This window comes from Paenibacillus haidiansis (assembly GCF_036553665.1).
GTDB lineage: Bacteria > Bacillota > Bacilli > Paenibacillales > Paenibacillaceae > Fontibacillus > Fontibacillus haidiansis.
In genome coordinates, this window is record NZ_JAZHPZ010000002.1 from 145,851 (window position 1) to 165,190 (window position 19,340).

Consider the following 19,340-nt stretch of genomic DNA (forward strand, 5'->3'; position numbering starts at 1 on the left):
TCGTTCCACTCCTGTCCTTCATGCAGAATCATGTCGTACGTCTCAGCCACTTATGCATAAATCCCTTGATTCCTGACAAAGTATCATTCTTCCTAGCTTGTGGAACATCCATATACTTCATGGCCAGGCGCTGTATATCGCGTGCGGCCGTACAGCCGGGGAAAGCGGCCGTAAAGGGAATCTGTTTCTTTACCGCTTGCATGACATGCGCGTCGTCGCTCAAGTAGCCAAGCAGCGGGATTTCAACATTCAGGAACTGCCTCGCGACCAATGATATCTTGTCCGCGACCTGGCGCGCTTCATGTTCGCCGGAAACCCGGTTCACGACCAGTCGGAACGAAAGTTCCCGGTCCATCCCGTGCACGACCTTGACCAGCGCATAGGCGTCCGTAATCGAGGTCGGTTCCGGGGTCGTAACGACCAGACAGTCGTCGGCGGCGGTAATGAACTTCAAAGTCTCTTTGGACAAGCCCGCTCCGGTATCAAAAATGATATAGTCCATATCTTCCGAAACGGCCTCGATTTGCGATGTAAAATAGTCGAGATCATTTTCCGAGAGGTTGAACAAATCCGCCATCCCGGAGCCTCCGGCAATAAAGGGGACTCCGCCGGCGCCAAGCTCGATGATCTCCAAAATATCCCGTTCGCCCTTCAACAGATGATACAGGCTGTATCTTGGGCGGACGCCCATAAGAACATCGATATTGGCCATCCCGATATCCGCGTCAAAGATGAGCACCTTCCGCCCCAACGATTTCAGGGCGATGGCAAAATTCAAGGTGAAGTTGGATTTCCCCACTCCGCCCTTGCCGCTGCTCACCGTAATAATGCGGGCAGCGCTTTTTTTGTCTGCGGGTTCGGGAGAACCCGCCCTTGACGTTACGAGCTGTCGAAGCGCTTGGGCCTGGTCATTCATCATGTTCGTACTCCCATAATCAGATCGAGCAGCAGCTTCCGATCCGCGGGCAATAGATCGTCCGGTACGTTCTGGCCGTTCGCGATGTACGAAACCCGCAGCGGGAAGTCTTTAAGGAGATTGTACATAGGGCCGACGCTTTCGGTTTCGTCCAGCTTGGTAAATATCACTTTATCCAGCCCGTAACGGCTGAAATGCTCCGTGATCTTTCTCATGTCCTGCGTTTTGGAAGTGAGGCTGAGCACGAGATAGGTTTCGCTTTGTTCCGATGTGCTGAGCAAGCTGTGGAGCTCGGCCACATGGATTTCATTCAGATAGTTGCGTCCCGCCGTATCCATTAATATCAGGTCGCAATGGGAGAGCCGCTTCATCGCTCTTTGCACATCGCCAGGGGACTGTACGACTTCCAGCGGCACATTCAGAATCGAGGAATACGTGCGAAGCTGCTCGATCGCCGAGATCCGGTACGTATCCGCCGTAATAAAGCCTACCTTCTTATGTCCCCGGAAAATCTGATCCGCGGCCAGCTTGGCGATCGTGGTCGTCTTGCCGACCCCGGTGGGACCGGCGATATATACGATTCTCGTATCGTCCCGAATCCCATCGTCGACTCTGTCTTGCAAAAAGGCGTCCGCTTCCGTTCTTACCCTTTCCTCCAGAGCCCCATCCGCTTCCACCTTGCCCGATTCGATCCATTGTTCGTAAGCGGCGTCCAGCCATTTGTCGATCAGTTCGGCGGAAATCTCCTGGCTTTCGAGCCGGCTTTTGATCGAGGCAAGCGGCTCCGGCAGCTCCCGGTTATGCTGCTGCTGTCTGGCCAGCTGTCCTATCCAGGCTTTCATCTCCCGAAGCTCCTCAAGCAGCCGCTCCTCCTTGAGGCTGTACGTCTGATTCACCCGTGGCGCTGCCGGCGGCGCGGACGTTTCCAGCGCCGCTTGGCGCAGCGCTTCGTCCCATTTGCCGGCGGCCGCCTCGTGCCTTGCTTTTTCCGTTTCGCTCATCGCGGGCGAAAGCGGACTCCGGCTCGCCGCAGGCTCCGTCAATTGCCGGGCCTTTGGCGAAGTCTTTTCATCCGGCCTCACCGCCGTAGCGGTCGAGGCCGCCGGAGAGCCGGCCTGGACCGGCGGCGACTCGCCCGCCGCCGCACCCGTTCCCGCCGAGGCGGAGCGGGGAACGGCCAGCTGCGATGTCCGCCGGTAGGCGTCCGGCACGGCTTGCCGGGCGACGGGCGCCGCGGCGGCTCGGACAGGCTGCTGCACTTTCGGCTTGGCACCGGGCGTTTCGCTGCCTTCCGAAGCGGCGATGACCTCGATTTTCTTCTTGCCGAACATGCCCATGAAGCCGCCGACTTTCATTTCCTTGGTGCTTAAGATGACGGCATCGGCTCCAAGCTCGCCGCGTATTTTGGACATGGCGTCAGGCATCGTGTCGACGATATAACGTTTTACCCTCATAAGTTCACCACTCCGACACTTTGAATTTCTACATTCGGTTCAAGTTCACTATAGGAAAGCACCGGTATATCCTGCATGCTTCTTTCAATAATTTGGCGAAGGTACATACGGATCGTCGGCGAAGTCAGCACGATTGGCTGCTGGCCCGTTTGCAGCAGGCGGTTAATTTGCTCCGAGAGCTTCTGGAACAAGGTCTGGGTCGAAGTCGGATCCAGCGCCAAATAGCTGCCTTGATCCGTCTGCTGAACGCTGTCCGCGATTTTCTTCTCCAGATTCGGCCCGACGGTGATGACCCGCATCGTTTCGCCCTGCCGCGTGTACTGCTGCGTAATTTGTCTTGAGAGCGCTTGTCTGACATATTCCGTCAAAATGTCGGGGTCCTTTGTATAGGTGCCGTAATCCGCCAACGTTTCGAAAATCGTTACCATATCGCGGATCGATATTTTCTCGCGCAGCAGCTTGGCCAGTACTTTCTGCACATCCCCCACCGAAAGAACGGAAGGAATCAGCTCGTCGACAAGGACCGCGTAATTCTCTTTGAGATTGTCGATGAGCGCCTTGGTTTCCTGACGTCCCAGCAGCTCATGGGCGTGCTTCTTGATCAGTTCCGTAAGATGCGTCGCCACGACCGAAGGCGGGTCCACCACGGTATAACCGGACAGCTCCGCCCGGTCTTTGGTAGCCTCATCGATCCAAAGTGCCGGTAGCCCGAAGGCCGGCTCCTGGGTCTCGATACCCGTAATCGAGTCGTCGTCCATCCCCGGACTCATCGCCAAATAGTGATTAAGTAGTAATTCACCGCCGCCTACGATATTTCCTTTAATTTTGATGACATATTCATTCGGTTTTAGTTGAATATTGTCGCGAATTCGGATCACCGGAACGACAAGCCCCATTTCCAGGGCGCATTGGCGCCGGATCATGATGATCCGGTCAAGCAGATCCCCGCCCTGCCCCGTATCGGCCAAGGGGATGAGGCCGTATCCGAACTCGAACTCGATCGGATCGACCTGCAGTAGGTTGATCACGCTCTCCGGGCTGCGTACCTCCTCGATTTGTTGTTCCTCCTCCTGAATCTCCTGCTCGATTTGCTTGAGGTTCATATTCTTTTGCATCCTTCTCGCGGCAAATACCATGAGTCCGGCAAAAGGAAGGGTTGTCCAAGGACCGATCGGCGTAAACAGGCCGAGCAGCGTAACCGTTCCCGCCACGATGTAAAGCAGTTTAGGGTATGTAAACAACTGTCCCGTAATATCGTCGGCCAGGTTTCCTTCGGAGGAAGCGCGGGTAACAATGATCCCCGAAGCCGTGGAAATGAGCAGCGCCGGAATCTGGCTGACCAGCCCGTCCCCGATCGTCAGGATGGAATAAGTTCCGAGCGCGTCGCCGAAGCTCATGCCGTGGATCGTCATGCCGATAATAAAGCCGCCGATCAGGTTGATGAGCAGGATGATGATACTCGCGATTGCATCGCCTTTGACGAATTTACTCGCACCGTCCATCGCGCCGTAAAAATCGGCCTCGCGTTCAATTTTGCCGCGCCGTTCGCGGGCTTGCTGCTCATTGATCAAGCCGGCATTCAGATCCGCATCGATACTCATCTGCTTCCCCGGCATCGCGTCGAGGGTGAAGCGCGCCGCAACTTCCGCCACGCGTTCCGAGCCCTTCGTGATCACGATAAACTGTACTACCACCAAAATCAGGAACACGATAAATCCGATAACGGGCTGTCCTCCCGAAATCCAAGAACCGAAGGTAGCGACGACATGGCCGGCGTTTGCCTGACCCAGAATCAGTTTCGTCGTCGATATGTTGAGCGCCAACCGGAAGAGGGTCGTAATCAGCAGCAAAGAGGGAAAGATGGAGAACTGCAGCGCTTCCTTGGTGTTCATGGCCACCAGCAATATCATCAGGGCCAAAGATATATTGATGACGAGCAGTATATCCAGAAGCAGCGTCGGGATCGGGACAATCATGATTAGAACAATACCGATAATGCCGACTAGGATGAATAAATCTTTGAACTTCTTCACCGGTTCTTCCTCCGATCCCGATCTTATTTCGCTTTACCTTGCAATTTGTATACATAAGCCAATACTTCGGCAACGGCCTGGAACAGATCACCAGGGATCGTATCCCCGATCTCCGTGCGCTGAAACAGCGCCCTTGCCAGCGGCTTGTTTTCGATAGTCACGACCCCGTGCTCCTTCGCGATCTCCTTGATCCGGAGCGCGACGAAATCCTGGCCTTTGGCCACGACCTGCGGAGCCTCCATTTGCGATCCGTCATATTTCAGCGCCACGGCAAAGTGAGTCGGGTTCGTAATGATCACGTCGGCCTTCGGCACTTCCTGCATCATCCGCTGGATCGCCATGCGGCGCTGCCTTTCCCGGATTTTGCCCTTGATGAGCGGGTCGCCTTCCATTTTCTTATACTCGTCCTTAATGTCCTGTTTGGACATCTTCAAATTCTTCTCATGTTCATACCTTTGGTACATGTAATCCATTGCCGCCAAAACGAGTAAAGCCGCGGCGATTTTCAGGCCCATATTCATCGTTAGCTGCGACGTAAACTGAAACGCCTGTTCCACCGGGATCAGGCCGAGCGAAGCGATGTACTTCTTTGCCCCCCAAATGGTGGAATAGACCAGATAACCGATGATGCTCAGTTTCAATACCGATTTTAAAAATTCCACGAGCGCATGCATCGAAAATATTTTTTTGAACCCTTGAATGGGGTTCAGTTTGTTTAATTTCATTTTCAGCGGCTCGCCGGTTAGCAAAAAACCAATCTGCCCGTAGTTGGCAACGATCCCGATTACGACGACGACCAGAAATACCGGGGCAAGCAGCAGTAGAATCTGGACAGCATAGTCGCCGAGCATGATCATCACATTCTCCTGCGTTACCTCCATCGTCAGGCGGTGATAAAAAACATCGCTAAACAAAGATACCAGCCGGTCCTTGATATATCCGCCGAACGCCATCAGGCACATAAAAGAGCCTAGAAGAATAAGCGCTCCCGGCACTTCCTGGCTTTTCGCCACCTGGCCTTTTTTTCTTGCATCCTGACGTTTTTTGGGCGTCGCCTTTTCGGTCTTTTCTCCGGCAAACATCTGCAAATCGAGACTATACCGATAGGTCACAAGCGATTATCTCCCTTCTACGTCGGACGATTTCCCAGCGTGCCGAATAAGTCGCGCAACGCCTGAAACATAACTTCAAACAAATGTCCAAACGCGTACACAAAGCTCGGCACCAGAAGAAGCAGCACCGCCAGCCCCACAATGATTTTCACCGGAATCCCGATGACAAACACATTAAACTGGGGAGCGGTTCGCGCCAGAAAGCCCAGTGCGACGTCCGTCAGAAACAGGGCCACCACCAGCGGGGCAGACATTTGGAAAGCCAGCGTAAACGACTGGCTGAACGTCCTGACCAAAAACTCCGCGACATTCCCGTGATACAATCTTTGGAAAACATCATTGGAGAGCGGGATCCAGTCGTAACTGCGGATTACCGCGTCCAGCAAATAATGGTGCCCGTTGATGCTGAGGAACAGCAGCGTGGCGATAATGTACTTAAAATTGCCGATGATGGGCGTGGATGTCCCGGTCATCGGGTCGATCACATTGGCCATACTGAAGCCGATCTGGATATCGATAAACGACCCGGCCGTCTGAATTACGGAAAAGATCAAGTTGGCCACATACCCCATGAGCAGTCCGATTAGCACCTCGCGCATAATCAGCAGGATATATCCAAGATCATTCGGCAAGACCTGGTTCGTTCCCTGGATCAACACAATGAGCAGAGAGACGATTCCGGATAGCCCTACCTTGAATGTCGTCGGAATATTACGCGAGCCGAACACGGGTGCCACGGTAAAAAACGCCGTCATTCGACAAAAAATCAACAAAAAGACAGAAATTCCGTGCAAAATGATCTCCATATTCGCTCAGGCCTAACCGATATAATTAGAGAGATTGTTCAGAATCCCGTAAGTGAAATCCACGAGCGTCGATAATATCCACGGCCCGAACAATAACAGGGCAAGCAGCACGGCGATGATTTTCGGAACGAAAGCCAGGGTCTGCTCTTGGATCTGGGTTGTCGCCTGGAAGATGCTGATGATCAACCCGACGACCAGACCGATAAGCAACATCGGGGCGCTGACCTTCAGAACGGTATAAACGGCTTGTCCGGCCAAACCAATAATGAAATCCGAACTCATAACCGTCTCCCCCTCATACAAAATATTGATATAACCCGCTTACGAGCCGGTCCGCCCTTGCTAAGGGGTGAAGCTGGCAAGCAGCGATTTGACGACCAGATACCACCCATCCACCAGCACGAAGAGCAGAATTTTGAACGGCAGCGAAATCATCACCGGCGGAAGCATCATCATCCCCATCGCCATCAATACGCTGGAAACGACGATATCGATGATCAAAAACGGAATAAAGATCATAAAGCCCATTTGAAACGCCGTCTTCAGTTCACTGATCGCGAACGCCGGCACCAGCACCGTAATCGGGAGATCTTCATAGCTCTCCGGCTTTTCGGTTTTGGTATATCCCATAAACAATTGCAGGTCTTTTTCCCGCGTATGCGAGTACATAAATTTCTTCATCGGTTCCGCCGCTTTTTCGAGCGCTTCCGTCTGGCTTATTTCCCCTTTGATATAAGGCTGCAAAGCCACCTCGTTCACCGTCGACAATGTCGGGCTCATGACAAACAGCGTAAGAAACAGAGCCAGTCCGACAAGCACCTGATTGGGAGGCATCGTCTGCGTTCCCAGCGAGCTGCGGACAAATCCAAGCACGATCACGATCCGGGTAAAGCTGGTCATCAGCACGAGAATGGCCGGAGCCACGCTTAACACGGTTATGATCAAAATCAGGGATAATGAGCTCGTCCCGGCTCCGGAACCGGCGTCTTCCCCTCCGATTTGAATGTTTATGCCGGGAATCGGATCGACCGGCTCGGCGGAAGCGACGGCAACCGCAAACACGCTCCATAAAGTCAGCAGCAGGGTCGCAATTAGGATTTTGTTCTTCATGAATCCCTCAACCGATCTGTAGAATGTTCTTCCTGATCCTTCATAAGTTCTTCCAGTTGGCGCTTGCGGTTCGGCATCTTTTGCAGTTGAGAATGAAACACCTCGTGAAAGGAGGTGCCCTCCAGCTCTTCCGAGACCTCCTCGGGCTCCTTGCGGAAGCGGGAGATTAGTCCGGAAACGGCCGAAGCAAAGCCGGAAAATTCCGTCCCCTCCTCTTCAAAAGCCTGCTGCAACCGTAGCGCTTCTTCCGGATCGGAAATCTTGTCGACCAGAGTGATATTTTCGCCTACACCGACAAGATAGATCGTGCCTCCGACTTCGATCACCTGCAGCGACTTGTTCGGTCCCAGGCCGATGGCCCCCATCGTGCGGATGGAGCGGCTCTGGGCTAAGTAGCGATTCTTCTTGCCGAGAAAGCGAATTAAAAGCACGATCAAGACGATGATGATCGCCAATACAACGATGACCGTAACCAGGTCACCCCATATATTGATATCCCCGCCCACATACTCCGGCGGTTCGGATTGTGCCAGAATCATAGTTTCGGCCTACAAACCAAGCGTTTTATTGATAGCTTCGATGACGCGGTCGGACTGGAACGGCTTCACGATGAAATCCTTGGCTCCCGCCTGGATCGCGTCGATAACCATCGCCTGTTGGCCCATCGCCGAGCACATAATCACTTTAGCGTTCGGATCCTGTTTCTTGATCTCCTTCAGCGCTGCAATACCGTCCATTTCCGGCATCGTGATATCCATCGTAATGAGATCGGGGCGCAGCTCCTTGAATTTTTCGATCGCTTGTGCGCCGTCTTGCGCTTCACCGACAACCTCGAACCCGTTCTTCGTCAAAATATCGCGGATCATCATTCTCATAAAAGCTGCATCGTCTACGATTAGAATTCGGTTTGCCATTGATTTAAAATCCTCCCTAAACTTCTACTATTGTAATTTTTGAATGCGGTCCCATTGGCTTACGATATCCGTAACGCGAACGCCGAAGTTCTCGTCGATAACCACGACCTCGCCTTTGGCGATCAGTTTGTTGTTCACCAAAATGTCCACCGGCTCGCCGGCAAGCTTGTCCAGCTCGATAATCGAACCTTGGGACAATTCCAAGATATCCTTAATTTGCTTTTGGGTCCTTCCTAATTCTACGGTGACCTTAAGGGGAATGTCCATCAATAAGTTTAAATTATTTACGTCCGCCTGCCCGAAAGTCGGATTTGCCAGGTTGGCAAACTGCACAGGCTGAACATTCACCCCGCGTCCCGGCATCCCGCCGTAATGCTGCGGCTCGCTGTAAGGCCGGTCCTGAGGCGGATAATAATAGCCTTGCTGCGGCTGCATCGGAGGCTGTTGCTGCATTGGCGGCATCGTCGGCTGAGCCGACATCGGCGGCTGCTGGTAAGCGGGCGCGGGCGGTTCGTAGGCCGACGCAGGCGGTTCATAAGCGGGCGCCGGAGCGGCCGCGGCCGCAGTTTCTTGAGCCGCCGTATCCGAGGACGACCCGTTGATCAGACTGTCGACCATCTCTTTGGCAAAATTGACGGTCAGCAGCTGCATAATCGTCGAATCGATCAAATCCCCGATCGTGAGCCGGAACGAAATTTTGATCAGCGTTTCATCGGAAGGCAGGCTGCCCACTCCACTGCCGTTCGTCATGTTCAATATGTCGATCCCCGGCGGGGAGATGTTGACGAACCGGTTGAAGATCGTCGACATACTGGTTGCGGAAGAGCCCATCATCTGGTTCATCGCTTCCTGTACGGCGCTGATGTGAATCTCGTTAAGCTCCTCTTCGGCCGGATTTCCTTCTCCGCCCAGCATCAAGTCGGCGATGACCTGAGCGTCCCGCGTTTTGATGACCAGTGAATTGACGCCCTCAAAACCGTCCACATATTGGACGTGGATCGCCACATGCGGTTTGGGAAACTCGGTTTCAAATTGGGAACGCGTAATAATGGATACCTTAGGCGTGGTAATATCCACTTTTTTGTTAAGCAATGTCGAAAGAGCCGTTGCCGCGCTTCCGAAAGTGATGTTTCCGATCTCGCCCAACGCGTCTTGTTCCAGCGGGGACAAATAATCGGATACTGTCGGTTCGGGTGCCGAGTCCATGCTCGTCTGCTTCAACAGGGCATCTATTTCTTCCTGGGATAAATAATCTTTACTCGTCAAGTTCCTCAACTCCTTCGCTGACAATTTCATCAATTTGAACGGCGACGCGATCTTTGAGCGTACCCGGGCTTCCAATATATTTCAGCCGATCGCCGACCCGGATGGAGAGCCCCTCCTGAACCGGTTTGTTTAAGGAAATAACATCGCCTACGGATAGGCTTAAAAATTCCTGGACGGTGATCTGCGATTCACCGAGCTCCGCCACGACCGGCAGCTTAGCCTTATTAACCCGGTGGCGCAAGGCGTCGACCTCTTCGGGAGCACGCGATTTCTTCTGTGAGACAAACCAATGGTGCACCGAAAGCTTAGGCATGATCGGCTCGATCACGACATGAGGAATACAAAGATTAATCATGCCCGACGTGTCCCCGATTTTCGTACTCAGCGAAATGAGTGCGATCGTCTCGTTGGGAGAAACGATCTGCATAAATTGCGGGTTCGTCTCCAGCCCTTCCATCCGCGGATTGATATCGATTACGGTTTTCCAGGCTTCCTGCAGGCTTTCAAACGCCCGGCTGAAAATCCGTTCCATAATAATCGTCTCGATTTCCGTCAAGGAACCGATTTTGGACGGCGCCGTTCCTATGCCTCCGAGAAGTCTGTCCAGCATGGCAAAGGCTACGTTCGGGTGAACTTCCAGCACCATTCTGCCTTCCAAAGGCTCGGCTTCAAAGATGTTGAGTATCGTCATCTTCGGAATGGAGCGAATGAATTCGTCGTATGGGAGCTGTTCGACCTGAACCACATTGATCTGAACAAAAGTCCGTAGCTGTGCTGAGAAATAGGTGGTGAGAAAACGGGCAAAGTTTTCGTGAATTCGGGTTAAGCTGCGGATGTGATCCTTGGAAAACCGCACCGCTCTTTTGAAATCGTAAGCCCGGATTTTCTTCTGCGTTTCTTCCTTTTTCAGCTCCTCGGCGTCCATTTCGCCCGAAGAAAGCGCGGCCAGCAAGGCATCGATCTCATTTTGCGACAATACATCTACCATACATCTCACCCCCTTAAGAAAATAATCATAGACCGATATTGTCTAGATCGTTGACATGATGAAGTCGGTAATATCGATTTGAATCAATTTTCCTTCCGGCAGGGACTTGTTGAGCAGGTTAAGCAGTTTGGAGCTCAAATTGTCTTTGCCCTTGGCTCCCGTTAATTCTTCCGGCTTTGTATCCGCCAGCGTTTTAATAATAATCGGCTTGATTTTGTAGTCTTTGATTTTATCAAACGCTTCTTTGGAAGTGTCTTTATCGAGCTGGAACGCAAAATCCATGATGACGACGTAGTTCGGATCGGACAGATTCGTCTTGATGTCATCGATCGTCGAAGTGACACTTACTATTTCATCCGCCGTCAAATGCTTCGGCAGTTCTACCTCGTCGACCGCGGCCTTGACTTGTCCGCCTTTGGCAGGGCCTGTCATTTGATTAACCAGCAGGAAAGCGGCCATTACGATCAGTGTAATCGCAAGCAGTATCGTAATCAGCCATGGCGCCATTTTTTTCATGACAATTCCTCCGTTTGCTGCACTTTTATGGTTGCTGCGTGGATGCCGATTTCGCTGTAGTACTCCTTGACCATGGCGATGACTTCCTCCGCCTTTTCCAGCACGATGATACGCTTGCCGGTTACAAGGGTTACGTATGTATCGGGTGTTTCTTCCACGGTTTCGATCATGAGCGCGTTAAGCCACATTGGCGAACCGTTGAGTCGTGTTACAGAAATCATGGTAATCCTCCCAAGTAAGCGGGGGGAAGGAAGGTAATCCTCCCCCCGCTATCCTTCATCCTAACGCTTCAGATTGACGACTTCTTCCAAAATACTGTCGGAAGTGGTGATGATACGGGAATTCGCTTGGAATCCGCGCTGAGCCACGATCATTTCGGTAAACTCCGCCGTCAGCTCGACGTTGGACATCTCCAGCTGACCGGCTACAATTGCGCCGGTTCCCGTCGCGCCGTCATTTGCCGCAAGCGGTTCAAATTCCCCGTCCAAACTGGAGTTAAGCGTGATACGGTACAAATTGCCGCCAATCTTCTCAAGACCTTCCGGGTTGGTAACCACTCCCACCCCGATCGCAACCGCCGTATCGGTGCCCGCTTCGGATGTTTGGACGATCGTTCCGTCCTGGGAGATGGTAAACGCGGTAGTGTCATCATTAATGGTAATCGGATCTCCATTGATGTCGCAGACAAACAACCCGTCGGAAGTAACCAGCTGGCGTGCAGCGTCAAGATGGAAATCCCCGGCTCTGGTCAGGTAAGGAGGATCTTGTTCCGCCGTTAGCTTGACCAAGAAAAAGCCGTCCCCGTCAATCCGCAAATCGAGCGGATTGTTCGTCGTTTGCGCACTGCCGTTCGTATGGTTTGTATTAATGGCGGCCATGGAAACGCCGAGGCCGATCTGCTGGGCGTTCACACCGCCGTTTTCCCCTTCGACCGCAGCCGTTACACCGGACACGGTTTGGCTCATGATATCGCTGAAGGAAACGCTGCTCGATTTAAACCCCGTCGTGTTTACATTGGCGATGTTGTTGCCGATGACGTCAAGCTTCGTTTGAAACCCACGCATCCCGGACACGCCCGAATACAATGATCTCAGCATATATAGTAAATCCTCCTTAAACTATAATCTGGTTTGACGGCCGCATCCGTCGTTCAGCGGCCGCGAAAAGGCTATCCGTACCCGGGCCAGCCTATGAAATAACTACAGCACTGTCGATATTGGTAAAAACATTGCTCTGCATGCTCTTGCTGTCCATGGCGGTAACGACCGTCCGGTTGTGCACATTGACGATGAATGCAAGATCCTTCATTAGAATCAAGGAGTCTTTGGCCCCCTTGGCGGCCGCACTGTCAATTGCGGATTCAATCTGGGTGATCTGCTCCGGTTTCAATTGAATGCCGCGCTGCTCCAAACGTTTTACCGCATGGTTGCTAAAGCTTAGGAGCCTGTCGTTCAGCAGTTCACTAAACGAAGTTCTCGAACCGGCGGAATCCGCAGCGGTCTGCTTTTTGGGCTGCAGAAGCGCGCCCGGACCGACTCTGCCGGGAAATAACTGCCCTACTGAAATCGGCTCATTCATTCCGCGTTCGCCTCATCATCCGAACCGCCTTCAGAAGGATCCTGGATTTGGGTAATATCGGTCAAAGGCACCTGATATTCTCCCACCTGAGCGTACTGCACACCATCCTTGACAATAATGGATTCAACAATGCCGCTTAGGGTCGTGGTCCCCGAACCGTTCTCCCCGTCGATGGAATATTCGAGCGAATCATTGCCCGTGGCATCCTGGGTCCAAGTCACCTGCTTGCCGATCAAACCGGAGACCATACCGAGCGATTGGCTCATGGCATCAAGCTGGCCGGAGATGTTCATCAACTGCTCCACCGAGCTGAATTGCGCCATCTGTGCGATGAATTCCGTGTCGCTGAGCGGGGACATCGGATCCTGGTTCGATAGCTGCGTAATCAATAGCTGCAGGAACTCGTCTTTACCCAAAGAGCTGTCCCCCGTCGCCTTTTTCACCGTATTCGACGATGAATAGTTCGGCCAATCAACCTTTGATGCGATCACATCCGCCATACCGTTTCCTCCTTTCACCTAAGCTTTCGCCGTGAAGGAATATCCTTCTTCACCGGCATGCTGTCCGCTTAACCATTCGTTCCATTCTTCGCTCAAATCGTTCACGGTTTGGATTTCCTCCGCAACCCGCTGACGCTTCTCGCCTTGCTGTTGATTCCCGCCGCTTCCCTGCTGGCGTCCATCCTGGTACATATGGGAGGACAATGCCGCATTTTGCGTCACTTCAAGCTTGCCGACCTGTAATCCTTGAGCCTGCAAAGCCTGCCGGAGTTGAGCCATTTGAGCTTCCAGCGATTCTTTGGCAAAAGCGTGCTCCGTCATAAACTGAGCGATCATATGGCCGTTTTGCAGCGTGATTCTCACATCAACCTGGCCCAAATGCTCCGGATAGAGGGAAATTCTCGCTTCGGACGTTCCGCCCGCCTTCACGATGTCCAGCTTGCTTACGATGAACCGTCCCATCTCCTCGCCGAATTTCTCAACCGGCACATGAGGCGTCGCGGCCGTTTTCAGCGGAGCCGTAGCGCTTTCGCGGAGCGCCAGTTGCCCTGCGGTTACGATGCTGCCGGATTGCAGCGGATGGTCGCCGTCGTTGCCTTCATTGCCCATTTCCGCGGAATCATCGGCGTTGATCACTGCCGGAATGTTTAACGCCTGGGAGCCTATCTCCGCCGCATTAGCGGTCTGCGTTACGATTTGGACATTCGCCCGGTCGATTTGCGGATTCGGGTTGCCGGTTTGTCCCGCTTGACCAAGCTGCTGGGAATTGCCGTCCAACAGGTTTGCCTGTGCATGCGCCGTTTGCGCGAATGTCTTCCCGGTTGCCGGTTTCTCTCCGTTCAACCCGGCGGAAGCCAGCATACTTTGCAGCGATTCCATCAGTGTCTTCGCCTGGACTGCGTCTTCTCCGGCGTTTTGAACTCCTGAAGCCTTAGCTGCCGAAGTAGCCGCAAGCTGCAGCAAAGCATCCTGAACCGCAAATTTAACGGTTTGCGGGTTTTCGCCCAATGCGGATAAAGCCATCTCGCCCGCGCCTTCCGCGTTCGCTTGCCCGGCTGCGTTATTTTGCAGCAGCGTTTGAACATTCAGCAGCCAGCCTTGCAACATGGCCAGCAGATCTTCGTTCTCCGCCAGAGCTTCGTCCAACCCGTCAAGCTGTTGCATCAGCCCTTCCAGCAATGCGTTCAGGTCCTCGCTTCCTTCGCCTTCCGCGTTCAGTCCTTCGCCTTGATTCGCAAGCCCTGCGAGCAGCGCCAACTGACCGGTAAATTGCCCTTCCTGCGGTTTAACCCCGCCGGCAAGCATGGTCAGCAGCGTTTGATCGAATGTGACCCCTGCCGCTTCTTGGCCGGCTGTGCTCTTGCCGCCCGATCCGTTCCACAAGCCGCTCACGGCCGATCCTGTCGATACGGATACGCTTGGTAATGTTTGACCCATTTTCTGTTTCACCTCCTTTCCCGAGAGGTAATAAAAGCCGGGTGGAACAACTTACTTATTTGCTTACGAGCTGATTAACGATTTTAACCGATAAATTGGCGTCTTCTTCGGTCATCGCGTCCAATATTTTCGAGCGCGCCGTGTCGTTGACCGCTTTTAAGATCTTCAAAGCTTTATCCGGACTGGCTTTATAAGTCTGGATGATCAGCTTGGCGGCGGAATCCGCGGACATCGAGGCAAAAGTTTGGCCAAGCTGCGCATCGTCAAGTCCGGTATTCGCCGGCTGGGCCGGCGTCTCCGCGGCCGCTTCCTTCTTGAGCCTGGATTGCAGCGCGGCAATCGCCATATCTTCCGCCGGTTTAACATCCTTGAGCTTAATCGAGATATCGGCCGCCTTTTGCGGATCCATCTTCTCCAGGATCGCTACCTTGCTTTCATTGCTCATGACACTGAACATCTGCAGCGTCTCTTCGGTTGTAAGCTTGTCGAAGATGGCGGCCGCTTTGCTGGGGCTCATTTCGGAATAGATTTGCGCCAGCTTCTTGACTTCTTTCTGATATGCCGCCTCTTCTTCCGCCTGCTTTTGCTCCTCCGCGGTCTCCTGGGCGGTGTCGAGCTGCTCCTGCAGTTCCTTCACCCGATTGTCCTTCTCGGCTACCTGCTCGTTCGCTTCCTTCAATTGCTCTTCCTGCTCGGCCACCTGCTCTTTAAGCTGTTTCAGCGTTGCTTCCGTGCTCTCTTTCTGCTTCTTGGCATCGTCTTTTTCCTTCTCGGACCCCGAAACGGCCGAATCCGGAATGAAATTTTTGACGATCGGTATCTTTTCGCCGATTTCCAGCAATGCATTTCTGAAATTAAGATTGAATAGGGTCAGAAGCACGGCGAGTAAAACGACGGTAAACAATATCGGGGTCAGAAAAAACAATATCCGCGAAAAGCCCCCGCCAGATTCCTCGGGCTCCAGCTCCTCATCCAATTCAGTCTTTGCCATCTTCACTCCTCCTTCGCAAAACAGCGCCGGAGCTCCTTTAAAAGCGGTTCAAAAAGTGTGCTGTCGAGCGGCTTTTTGAGTTCGCGCTTTACCGGGCCCTCATGGCGAACCGGACCGTAGCGATTTCATCCAGTTCGTTTTGTTCCCGAAGAAGCATCTCATGCTGAAATTTTTCCTTCGCCTTTTCCTTCGCTTTGAGCCAGACCTTCTCGTCCTTCATCTTGCTGTTCAGCACGCTCTTCTTGCTGTCCACATTTAATTCCGCCCGGTGTACATCGCCCATTTTCCGGGTAATGCAATCCTCGAGATGATCCATATACCGCTGAAGCTCCTGCAGCTTAATCATCGGAGCCCTATTCTCCATTTCGGTTTGAAGCGCGGCATGCGTCCGGGCCCGCTCTTCAAGCAGCTGCTCCAGCGATAGCTGCTCCTCCTGGAGAATGCCGACCGCCGCCGAGAGCATCCATTCGGCCTGGGTTTTCTCATTCGTTTTCAAGTCGACGACTTTTTGATAGACGTAACGGAATTTCATCCTTTACCTGTCAGCTCCTCGCGAATTCGGAAATTAATCGTTCCTGCACTTCCGGCAGCGTAACCTTTTCGTTTACCTTTTGCTTTGTAAAATTCCAAATGCTCTGGATATAGCCGATCGCTTCATCTATCTCCGGATTGGAGCCTTGCTGGTACGCTCCGATATTGATCAGATCCTCGGAATCTTTATAGACCGCAAGCAGCCGTTTCAAGTTTTCCGAAGCATCGTTTTGTTCATCGGCGACGATGTCCTTCATTACACGGCTGATACTGGCCAGGATGTCGATCGCCGGAAAATGGCCTTTGTTCGCCAAATTGCGGTTCAGTACGATATGTCCGTCCAGGATCCCCCGCACCGCATCGGCGATCGGTTCGTTCATGTCGTCGCCGTCGACCAGTACGGTGTAGAACGCCGTAATCGAACCTGTCGGACCGGTTCCGGCCCGCTCCATCAACTTAGGCAAGGCCGCGAATACGGACGGGGTATAGCCCCTCATCGCCGGCGGCTCGCCGATCGCGAGCCCCACTTCCCGCAAAGCCATCGCATATCGGGTGACGGAATCCATCATCAGCATGACGTTGAGGCCCCTGTCGCGGAAATATTCCGCGATCGCGGTCGCGATAAGCGCCCCCTTCATCCGAATCAGGGCCGGCTGATCCGAGGTCGCCACGATGACAACGGAGCGTTCGAGCCCTTCCGGCCCCAGATCGCGCTCGATGAAGTCAAGCACCTCGCGCCCCCGTTCGCCCACCAGGGCGATCACGTTGACGTCCGCCGCCGTATTGCGGGCGATCATACCCATCAGGGTACTCTTGCCGACCCCGGAACCGGCGAAAATGCCGACCCGCTGGCCTTTGCCGATGGTCAGCAGCCCGTCGATCGCCCTGACGCCGATGCTGATCGGCTCGACGACGCGCGGCCGGTTCAGCGGATTCATCGGCTTGTTGTTGGTAGAGTAGTGCCCCATGCGCGACGGAAGCACCGAGCCGTCAAGCGGCTGGCCCAATCCGTCCAGAACTTTGCCGAGCAGCTCCGAGCCGACCTGAACCGTCAAAGGCTTGCCGGTTCCGACGACATCGCAGCCCGGGCCGATCGAAGTCAATTCCCCGAGCGGCATCAGCAGCACCTTGTTGTCGCGGAAACCGACGACCTCCGCCTGCAGCGGCTGGGACGATTTGGTCGGATAAATGTAACAGACATCCCCGACGCTTGCGTCAGGCCCCTCGGATTCTACCATCAGACCGATTACCTGGGTTACCTTGCCGTTAATCCGAACCGGATCAAGCTGCCGCAGGTGGTCGATATAACGTCCTGCATCAATGCTCGCCATCGACTTCGCCCCGTTCCTCGGTCTGCCGCGAAATGCGCAGCAGCTCTTTTTTGATTTCCGCAAGCTGGGTGTCGATGCGTGCGTCCACGCTGCCGAAGACGGAGCGGATGACGCAGCCGCGGTCCCGAACGGTCGGGTCGGGAAGGATTTGCAGCTCGGCCTGGGAATCGATCACCAGGCTGAGCTCTTCCCTTGCCGCCTGCACGAACGCAAATTGGGCCGGCGCCACGCAGAGCGTCAATACGCCTTGCTCCCTTTTGCGCGACAGGCTCTTTTTGATCAGTTCGACCGTATAATCCGGCTCCACATCGAGCTGCTTGTCGACAATTTTCTCCGCGATCGCACAGCTCAAGTCCACCAGGAACGGCTCGGCTTCCTGAATGATCCGCTCCTTTTCGACGTAGGCCTGCTTCAAGACGGCGCTCGCTTCATCCATCATCTCCCGGATCTCCGATTCCAGCGCCTGCATGGCCTGTTGCTTGCCTTCTTCGAATCCTTCGTTGAACGCTTCGGATTTGACAGCTTCCACGAGATGTTCATCCTGTTCCCTGCGTTCGTTCCACCATGTCTCGATTTGCTCCCTGGCATCGGCCAGCAGACGTTCGGCCTGTTCGGAAGCGGCTCTGATTTCGTTTTCCGCGAATTCCTTGGCATCGGCCAGCATTTGCTGCCGGATCTCTTCGGCGGCCGCATCTTGTGCCGCCCGTTCATCCTCTCTGGCCTCGGCCGGGTAATCATCATCTGATCGTTGTTCCTCGTGTGTTTCATACGTTTTGGCCACATTGAGCTGTTTAAGTATGTCTACCGGCACGTATTGGGATACTTTGATCAAATTAGACAATGATGTCATCTCCTCCGCCGCGGGCGATTATAATCTCCCCTGCGTCTTCCAATCTGCGGATAGTCGCTACGATGCGGGTTTGAGCTTCTTCCACGTCACGAAGCCGCACAGGCCCCATAAATTCCATTTCTTCCTTGAACGTATCGCTCATGCGCTTCGACATGTTACGGAATACGGCCTCGCGGACTTCTTCGCTAGCCACTTTAAGCGCAAGCTGCAAATCCGCGTTTTCGATATCGCGAATGATCCGCTGAATCGAGCGGTTGTCGATGTTGACGATATCCTCGAACACGAACATCCGCTTCTTGATCTCCTCGGCAAGTTCCGGATCCTGAATTTCCAGGGAATCCAGAATCGTGCGTTCCGTCCCGCGGTCGACGCCGTTCAGGATCTGCACGATCGCCTCTATGCCGCCGGCGCTCGTATAGTCCTGAGTTACCGTAGCGGACAGCTTCTGCTCCAGAACCCGCTCCACCTGGGAGATAACTTCCGGTGAAGTGCTGTCCATCACGGCGATTCTTCTGGCGACTTCGGCTTGCTTCTCCTGCGGCAGCGAGGAAAGTATTACCGCCGCCTGCTCAAATTGCAGATAGGAGAGAACGAGCGCGATCGTTTGGGCGTTTTCGTTCTGAATAAAGTTCAAGATCTGGTTCGGATCCGCCTTGCGGGCAAAATCGAACGGTCTTACCTGCAGGGTCGCGGTCAGCCGGTTAATAATGTCGATCGCTTTGGATTGACCCAAGGCTTTCTCCAATATTTCTTTGGCGTACGTAATCCCGCCTTGAGTGATATATTCTTGGGCAAGACAGATCTGATGAAACTCGGCCATGATCATGTCTTTCTCGGCGCTGTCAACCTTGCGCACATTGGCGATTTCCAGCGTCAACTGCTCAATTTCGTCTTCACGCAAATGCTTGAAGATTTGCGCGGATACTTCCGGGCCCAGTGTAATCAGCAAAATCGCCGCTTTTTGTCTGCCGCTCAACACCTGGGAATTTGTTTTTGACAATGCGTTC

22 protein-coding genes are annotated in these 19,340 nt (G+C 53.6%); all 22 read right to left on the reverse strand.

The window, feature by feature from the left end:
- Window positions 1–28 precede the first annotated feature (28 nt).
- The gene (locus V3851_RS05055; RefSeq protein ID WP_331845816.1) at window positions 29–916 is read right to left on the reverse strand and encodes a MinD/ParA family protein; all 888 of its coding nucleotides are present in this window, start codon (window positions 914–916) and stop codon (window positions 29–31) included.
- Entirely contained in the window at window positions 916–2,370 is a 1,455-nt protein-coding gene (gene flhF, locus V3851_RS05060) for a flagellar biosynthesis protein FlhF (protein ID WP_331845434.1), read from the reverse strand. The genes V3851_RS05055 and flhF overlap by 1 nt, the downstream gene beginning before the upstream one ends.
- Window positions 2,367–4,403 carry a flagellar biosynthesis protein FlhA gene (flhA, locus tag V3851_RS05065; RefSeq protein WP_331845435.1) on the reverse strand — a complete coding sequence of 679 codons (2,037 nt, stop codon included), beginning with the start codon at window positions 4,401–4,403 and terminating at the stop codon, window positions 2,367–2,369. Before flhA ends, flhF begins: the two co-directional genes overlap by 4 nt.
- 23 nt (window positions 4,404–4,426) lie before the next feature.
- Window positions 4,427–5,485, reverse strand: coding sequence for a flagellar biosynthesis protein FlhB (flhB, locus tag V3851_RS05070; protein WP_414859269.1), 1,059 nt, complete (start codon window positions 5,483–5,485; stop codon window positions 4,427–4,429).
- 47 nt (window positions 5,486–5,532) lie between these two features.
- Window positions 5,533–6,321, reverse strand: coding sequence for a flagellar biosynthetic protein FliR (gene fliR / locus V3851_RS05075; RefSeq protein WP_331845437.1), 789 nt, complete (start codon window positions 6,319–6,321; stop codon window positions 5,533–5,535).
- A gap of 12 nt (window positions 6,322–6,333) precedes the next feature.
- Window positions 6,334–6,603: a flagellar biosynthesis protein FliQ gene (gene fliQ, locus V3851_RS05080; RefSeq protein WP_331845438.1), complete on the reverse strand. Its 270-nt coding sequence runs from the start codon at window positions 6,601–6,603 to the stop codon at window positions 6,334–6,336.
- A 60-nt stretch (window positions 6,604–6,663) separates the two neighbouring features.
- Entirely contained in the window at window positions 6,664–7,431 is a 768-nt protein-coding gene (gene fliP, locus V3851_RS05085; RefSeq protein ID WP_331845439.1) for a flagellar type III secretion system pore protein FliP, read from the reverse strand.
- Entirely contained in the window at window positions 7,428–7,970 is a 543-nt protein-coding gene (locus tag V3851_RS05090; protein WP_331845440.1) for a flagellar biosynthetic protein FliO, read from the reverse strand. The genes fliP and V3851_RS05090 overlap by 4 nt, the downstream gene beginning before the upstream one ends.
- 9 nt (window positions 7,971–7,979) lie before the next feature.
- Window positions 7,980–8,345 carry a response regulator gene (locus V3851_RS05095; protein WP_331845441.1) on the reverse strand — a complete coding sequence of 122 codons (366 nt, stop codon included), beginning with the start codon at window positions 8,343–8,345 and terminating at the stop codon, window positions 7,980–7,982.
- A gap of 27 nt (window positions 8,346–8,372) precedes the next feature.
- Window positions 8,373–9,611 carry a flagellar motor switch phosphatase FliY gene (gene fliY / locus V3851_RS05100; RefSeq protein ID WP_331845442.1) on the reverse strand — a complete coding sequence of 413 codons (1,239 nt, stop codon included), beginning with the start codon at window positions 9,609–9,611 and terminating at the stop codon, window positions 8,373–8,375.
- Complete coding sequence (gene fliM / locus V3851_RS05105) at window positions 9,601–10,599, reverse strand: flagellar motor switch protein FliM (RefSeq protein ID WP_331845443.1); 999 nt, start codon at window positions 10,597–10,599, stop codon at window positions 9,601–9,603. The genes fliY and fliM overlap by 11 nt, the downstream gene beginning before the upstream one ends.
- A 42-nt stretch (window positions 10,600–10,641) precedes the next feature.
- Complete coding sequence (locus V3851_RS05110) at window positions 10,642–11,115, reverse strand: flagellar basal body-associated FliL family protein (RefSeq protein ID WP_331845444.1); 474 nt, start codon at window positions 11,113–11,115, stop codon at window positions 10,642–10,644.
- The gene (locus V3851_RS05115; RefSeq protein ID WP_331845445.1) at window positions 11,112–11,336 is read right to left on the reverse strand and encodes a flagellar FlbD family protein; all 225 of its coding nucleotides are present in this window, start codon (window positions 11,334–11,336) and stop codon (window positions 11,112–11,114) included. The genes V3851_RS05110 and V3851_RS05115 overlap by 4 nt, the downstream gene beginning before the upstream one ends.
- A gap of 60 nt (window positions 11,337–11,396) precedes the next feature.
- A complete protein-coding gene (locus V3851_RS05120; RefSeq protein ID WP_331845446.1) occupies window positions 11,397–12,212 on the reverse strand; it encodes a flagellar hook-basal body complex protein in 816 nt (271 codons plus the stop codon).
- A gap of 91 nt (window positions 12,213–12,303) precedes the next feature.
- Window positions 12,304–12,693: a TIGR02530 family flagellar biosynthesis protein gene (locus V3851_RS05125; RefSeq protein WP_331845447.1), complete on the reverse strand. Its 390-nt coding sequence runs from the start codon at window positions 12,691–12,693 to the stop codon at window positions 12,304–12,306.
- Window positions 12,690–13,193: a flagellar hook capping FlgD N-terminal domain-containing protein gene (locus tag V3851_RS05130; RefSeq protein WP_331845448.1), complete on the reverse strand. Its 504-nt coding sequence runs from the start codon at window positions 13,191–13,193 to the stop codon at window positions 12,690–12,692. The genes V3851_RS05125 and V3851_RS05130 overlap by 4 nt, the downstream gene beginning before the upstream one ends.
- 18 nt (window positions 13,194–13,211) lie before the next feature.
- Window positions 13,212–14,630, reverse strand: coding sequence for a flagellar hook-length control protein FliK (locus V3851_RS05135; RefSeq protein WP_331845449.1), 1,419 nt, complete (start codon window positions 14,628–14,630; stop codon window positions 13,212–13,214).
- A 55-nt stretch (window positions 14,631–14,685) separates the two neighbouring features.
- Window positions 14,686–15,621 carry a MotE family protein gene (locus V3851_RS05140; RefSeq protein ID WP_331845450.1) on the reverse strand — a complete coding sequence of 312 codons (936 nt, stop codon included), beginning with the start codon at window positions 15,619–15,621 and terminating at the stop codon, window positions 14,686–14,688.
- A gap of 88 nt (window positions 15,622–15,709) precedes the next feature.
- Entirely contained in the window at window positions 15,710–16,153 is a 444-nt protein-coding gene (gene fliJ, locus V3851_RS05145) for a flagellar export protein FliJ (RefSeq protein WP_331845451.1), read from the reverse strand.
- Window positions 16,154–16,163: 10 nt separating this feature from the next.
- Entirely contained in the window at window positions 16,164–17,483 is a 1,320-nt protein-coding gene (gene fliI / locus V3851_RS05150; RefSeq protein ID WP_331845452.1) for a flagellar protein export ATPase FliI, read from the reverse strand.
- Window positions 17,470–18,324: a FliH/SctL family protein gene (locus V3851_RS05155; RefSeq protein ID WP_331845453.1), complete on the reverse strand. Its 855-nt coding sequence runs from the start codon at window positions 18,322–18,324 to the stop codon at window positions 17,470–17,472. Before V3851_RS05155 ends, fliI begins: the two co-directional genes overlap by 14 nt.
- Complete coding sequence (fliG, locus tag V3851_RS05160; protein ID WP_331845454.1) at window positions 18,317–19,333, reverse strand: flagellar motor switch protein FliG; 1,017 nt, start codon at window positions 19,331–19,333, stop codon at window positions 18,317–18,319. The genes V3851_RS05155 and fliG overlap by 8 nt, the downstream gene beginning before the upstream one ends.
- Between the last annotated feature and the right edge of the window lie 7 nt (window positions 19,334–19,340).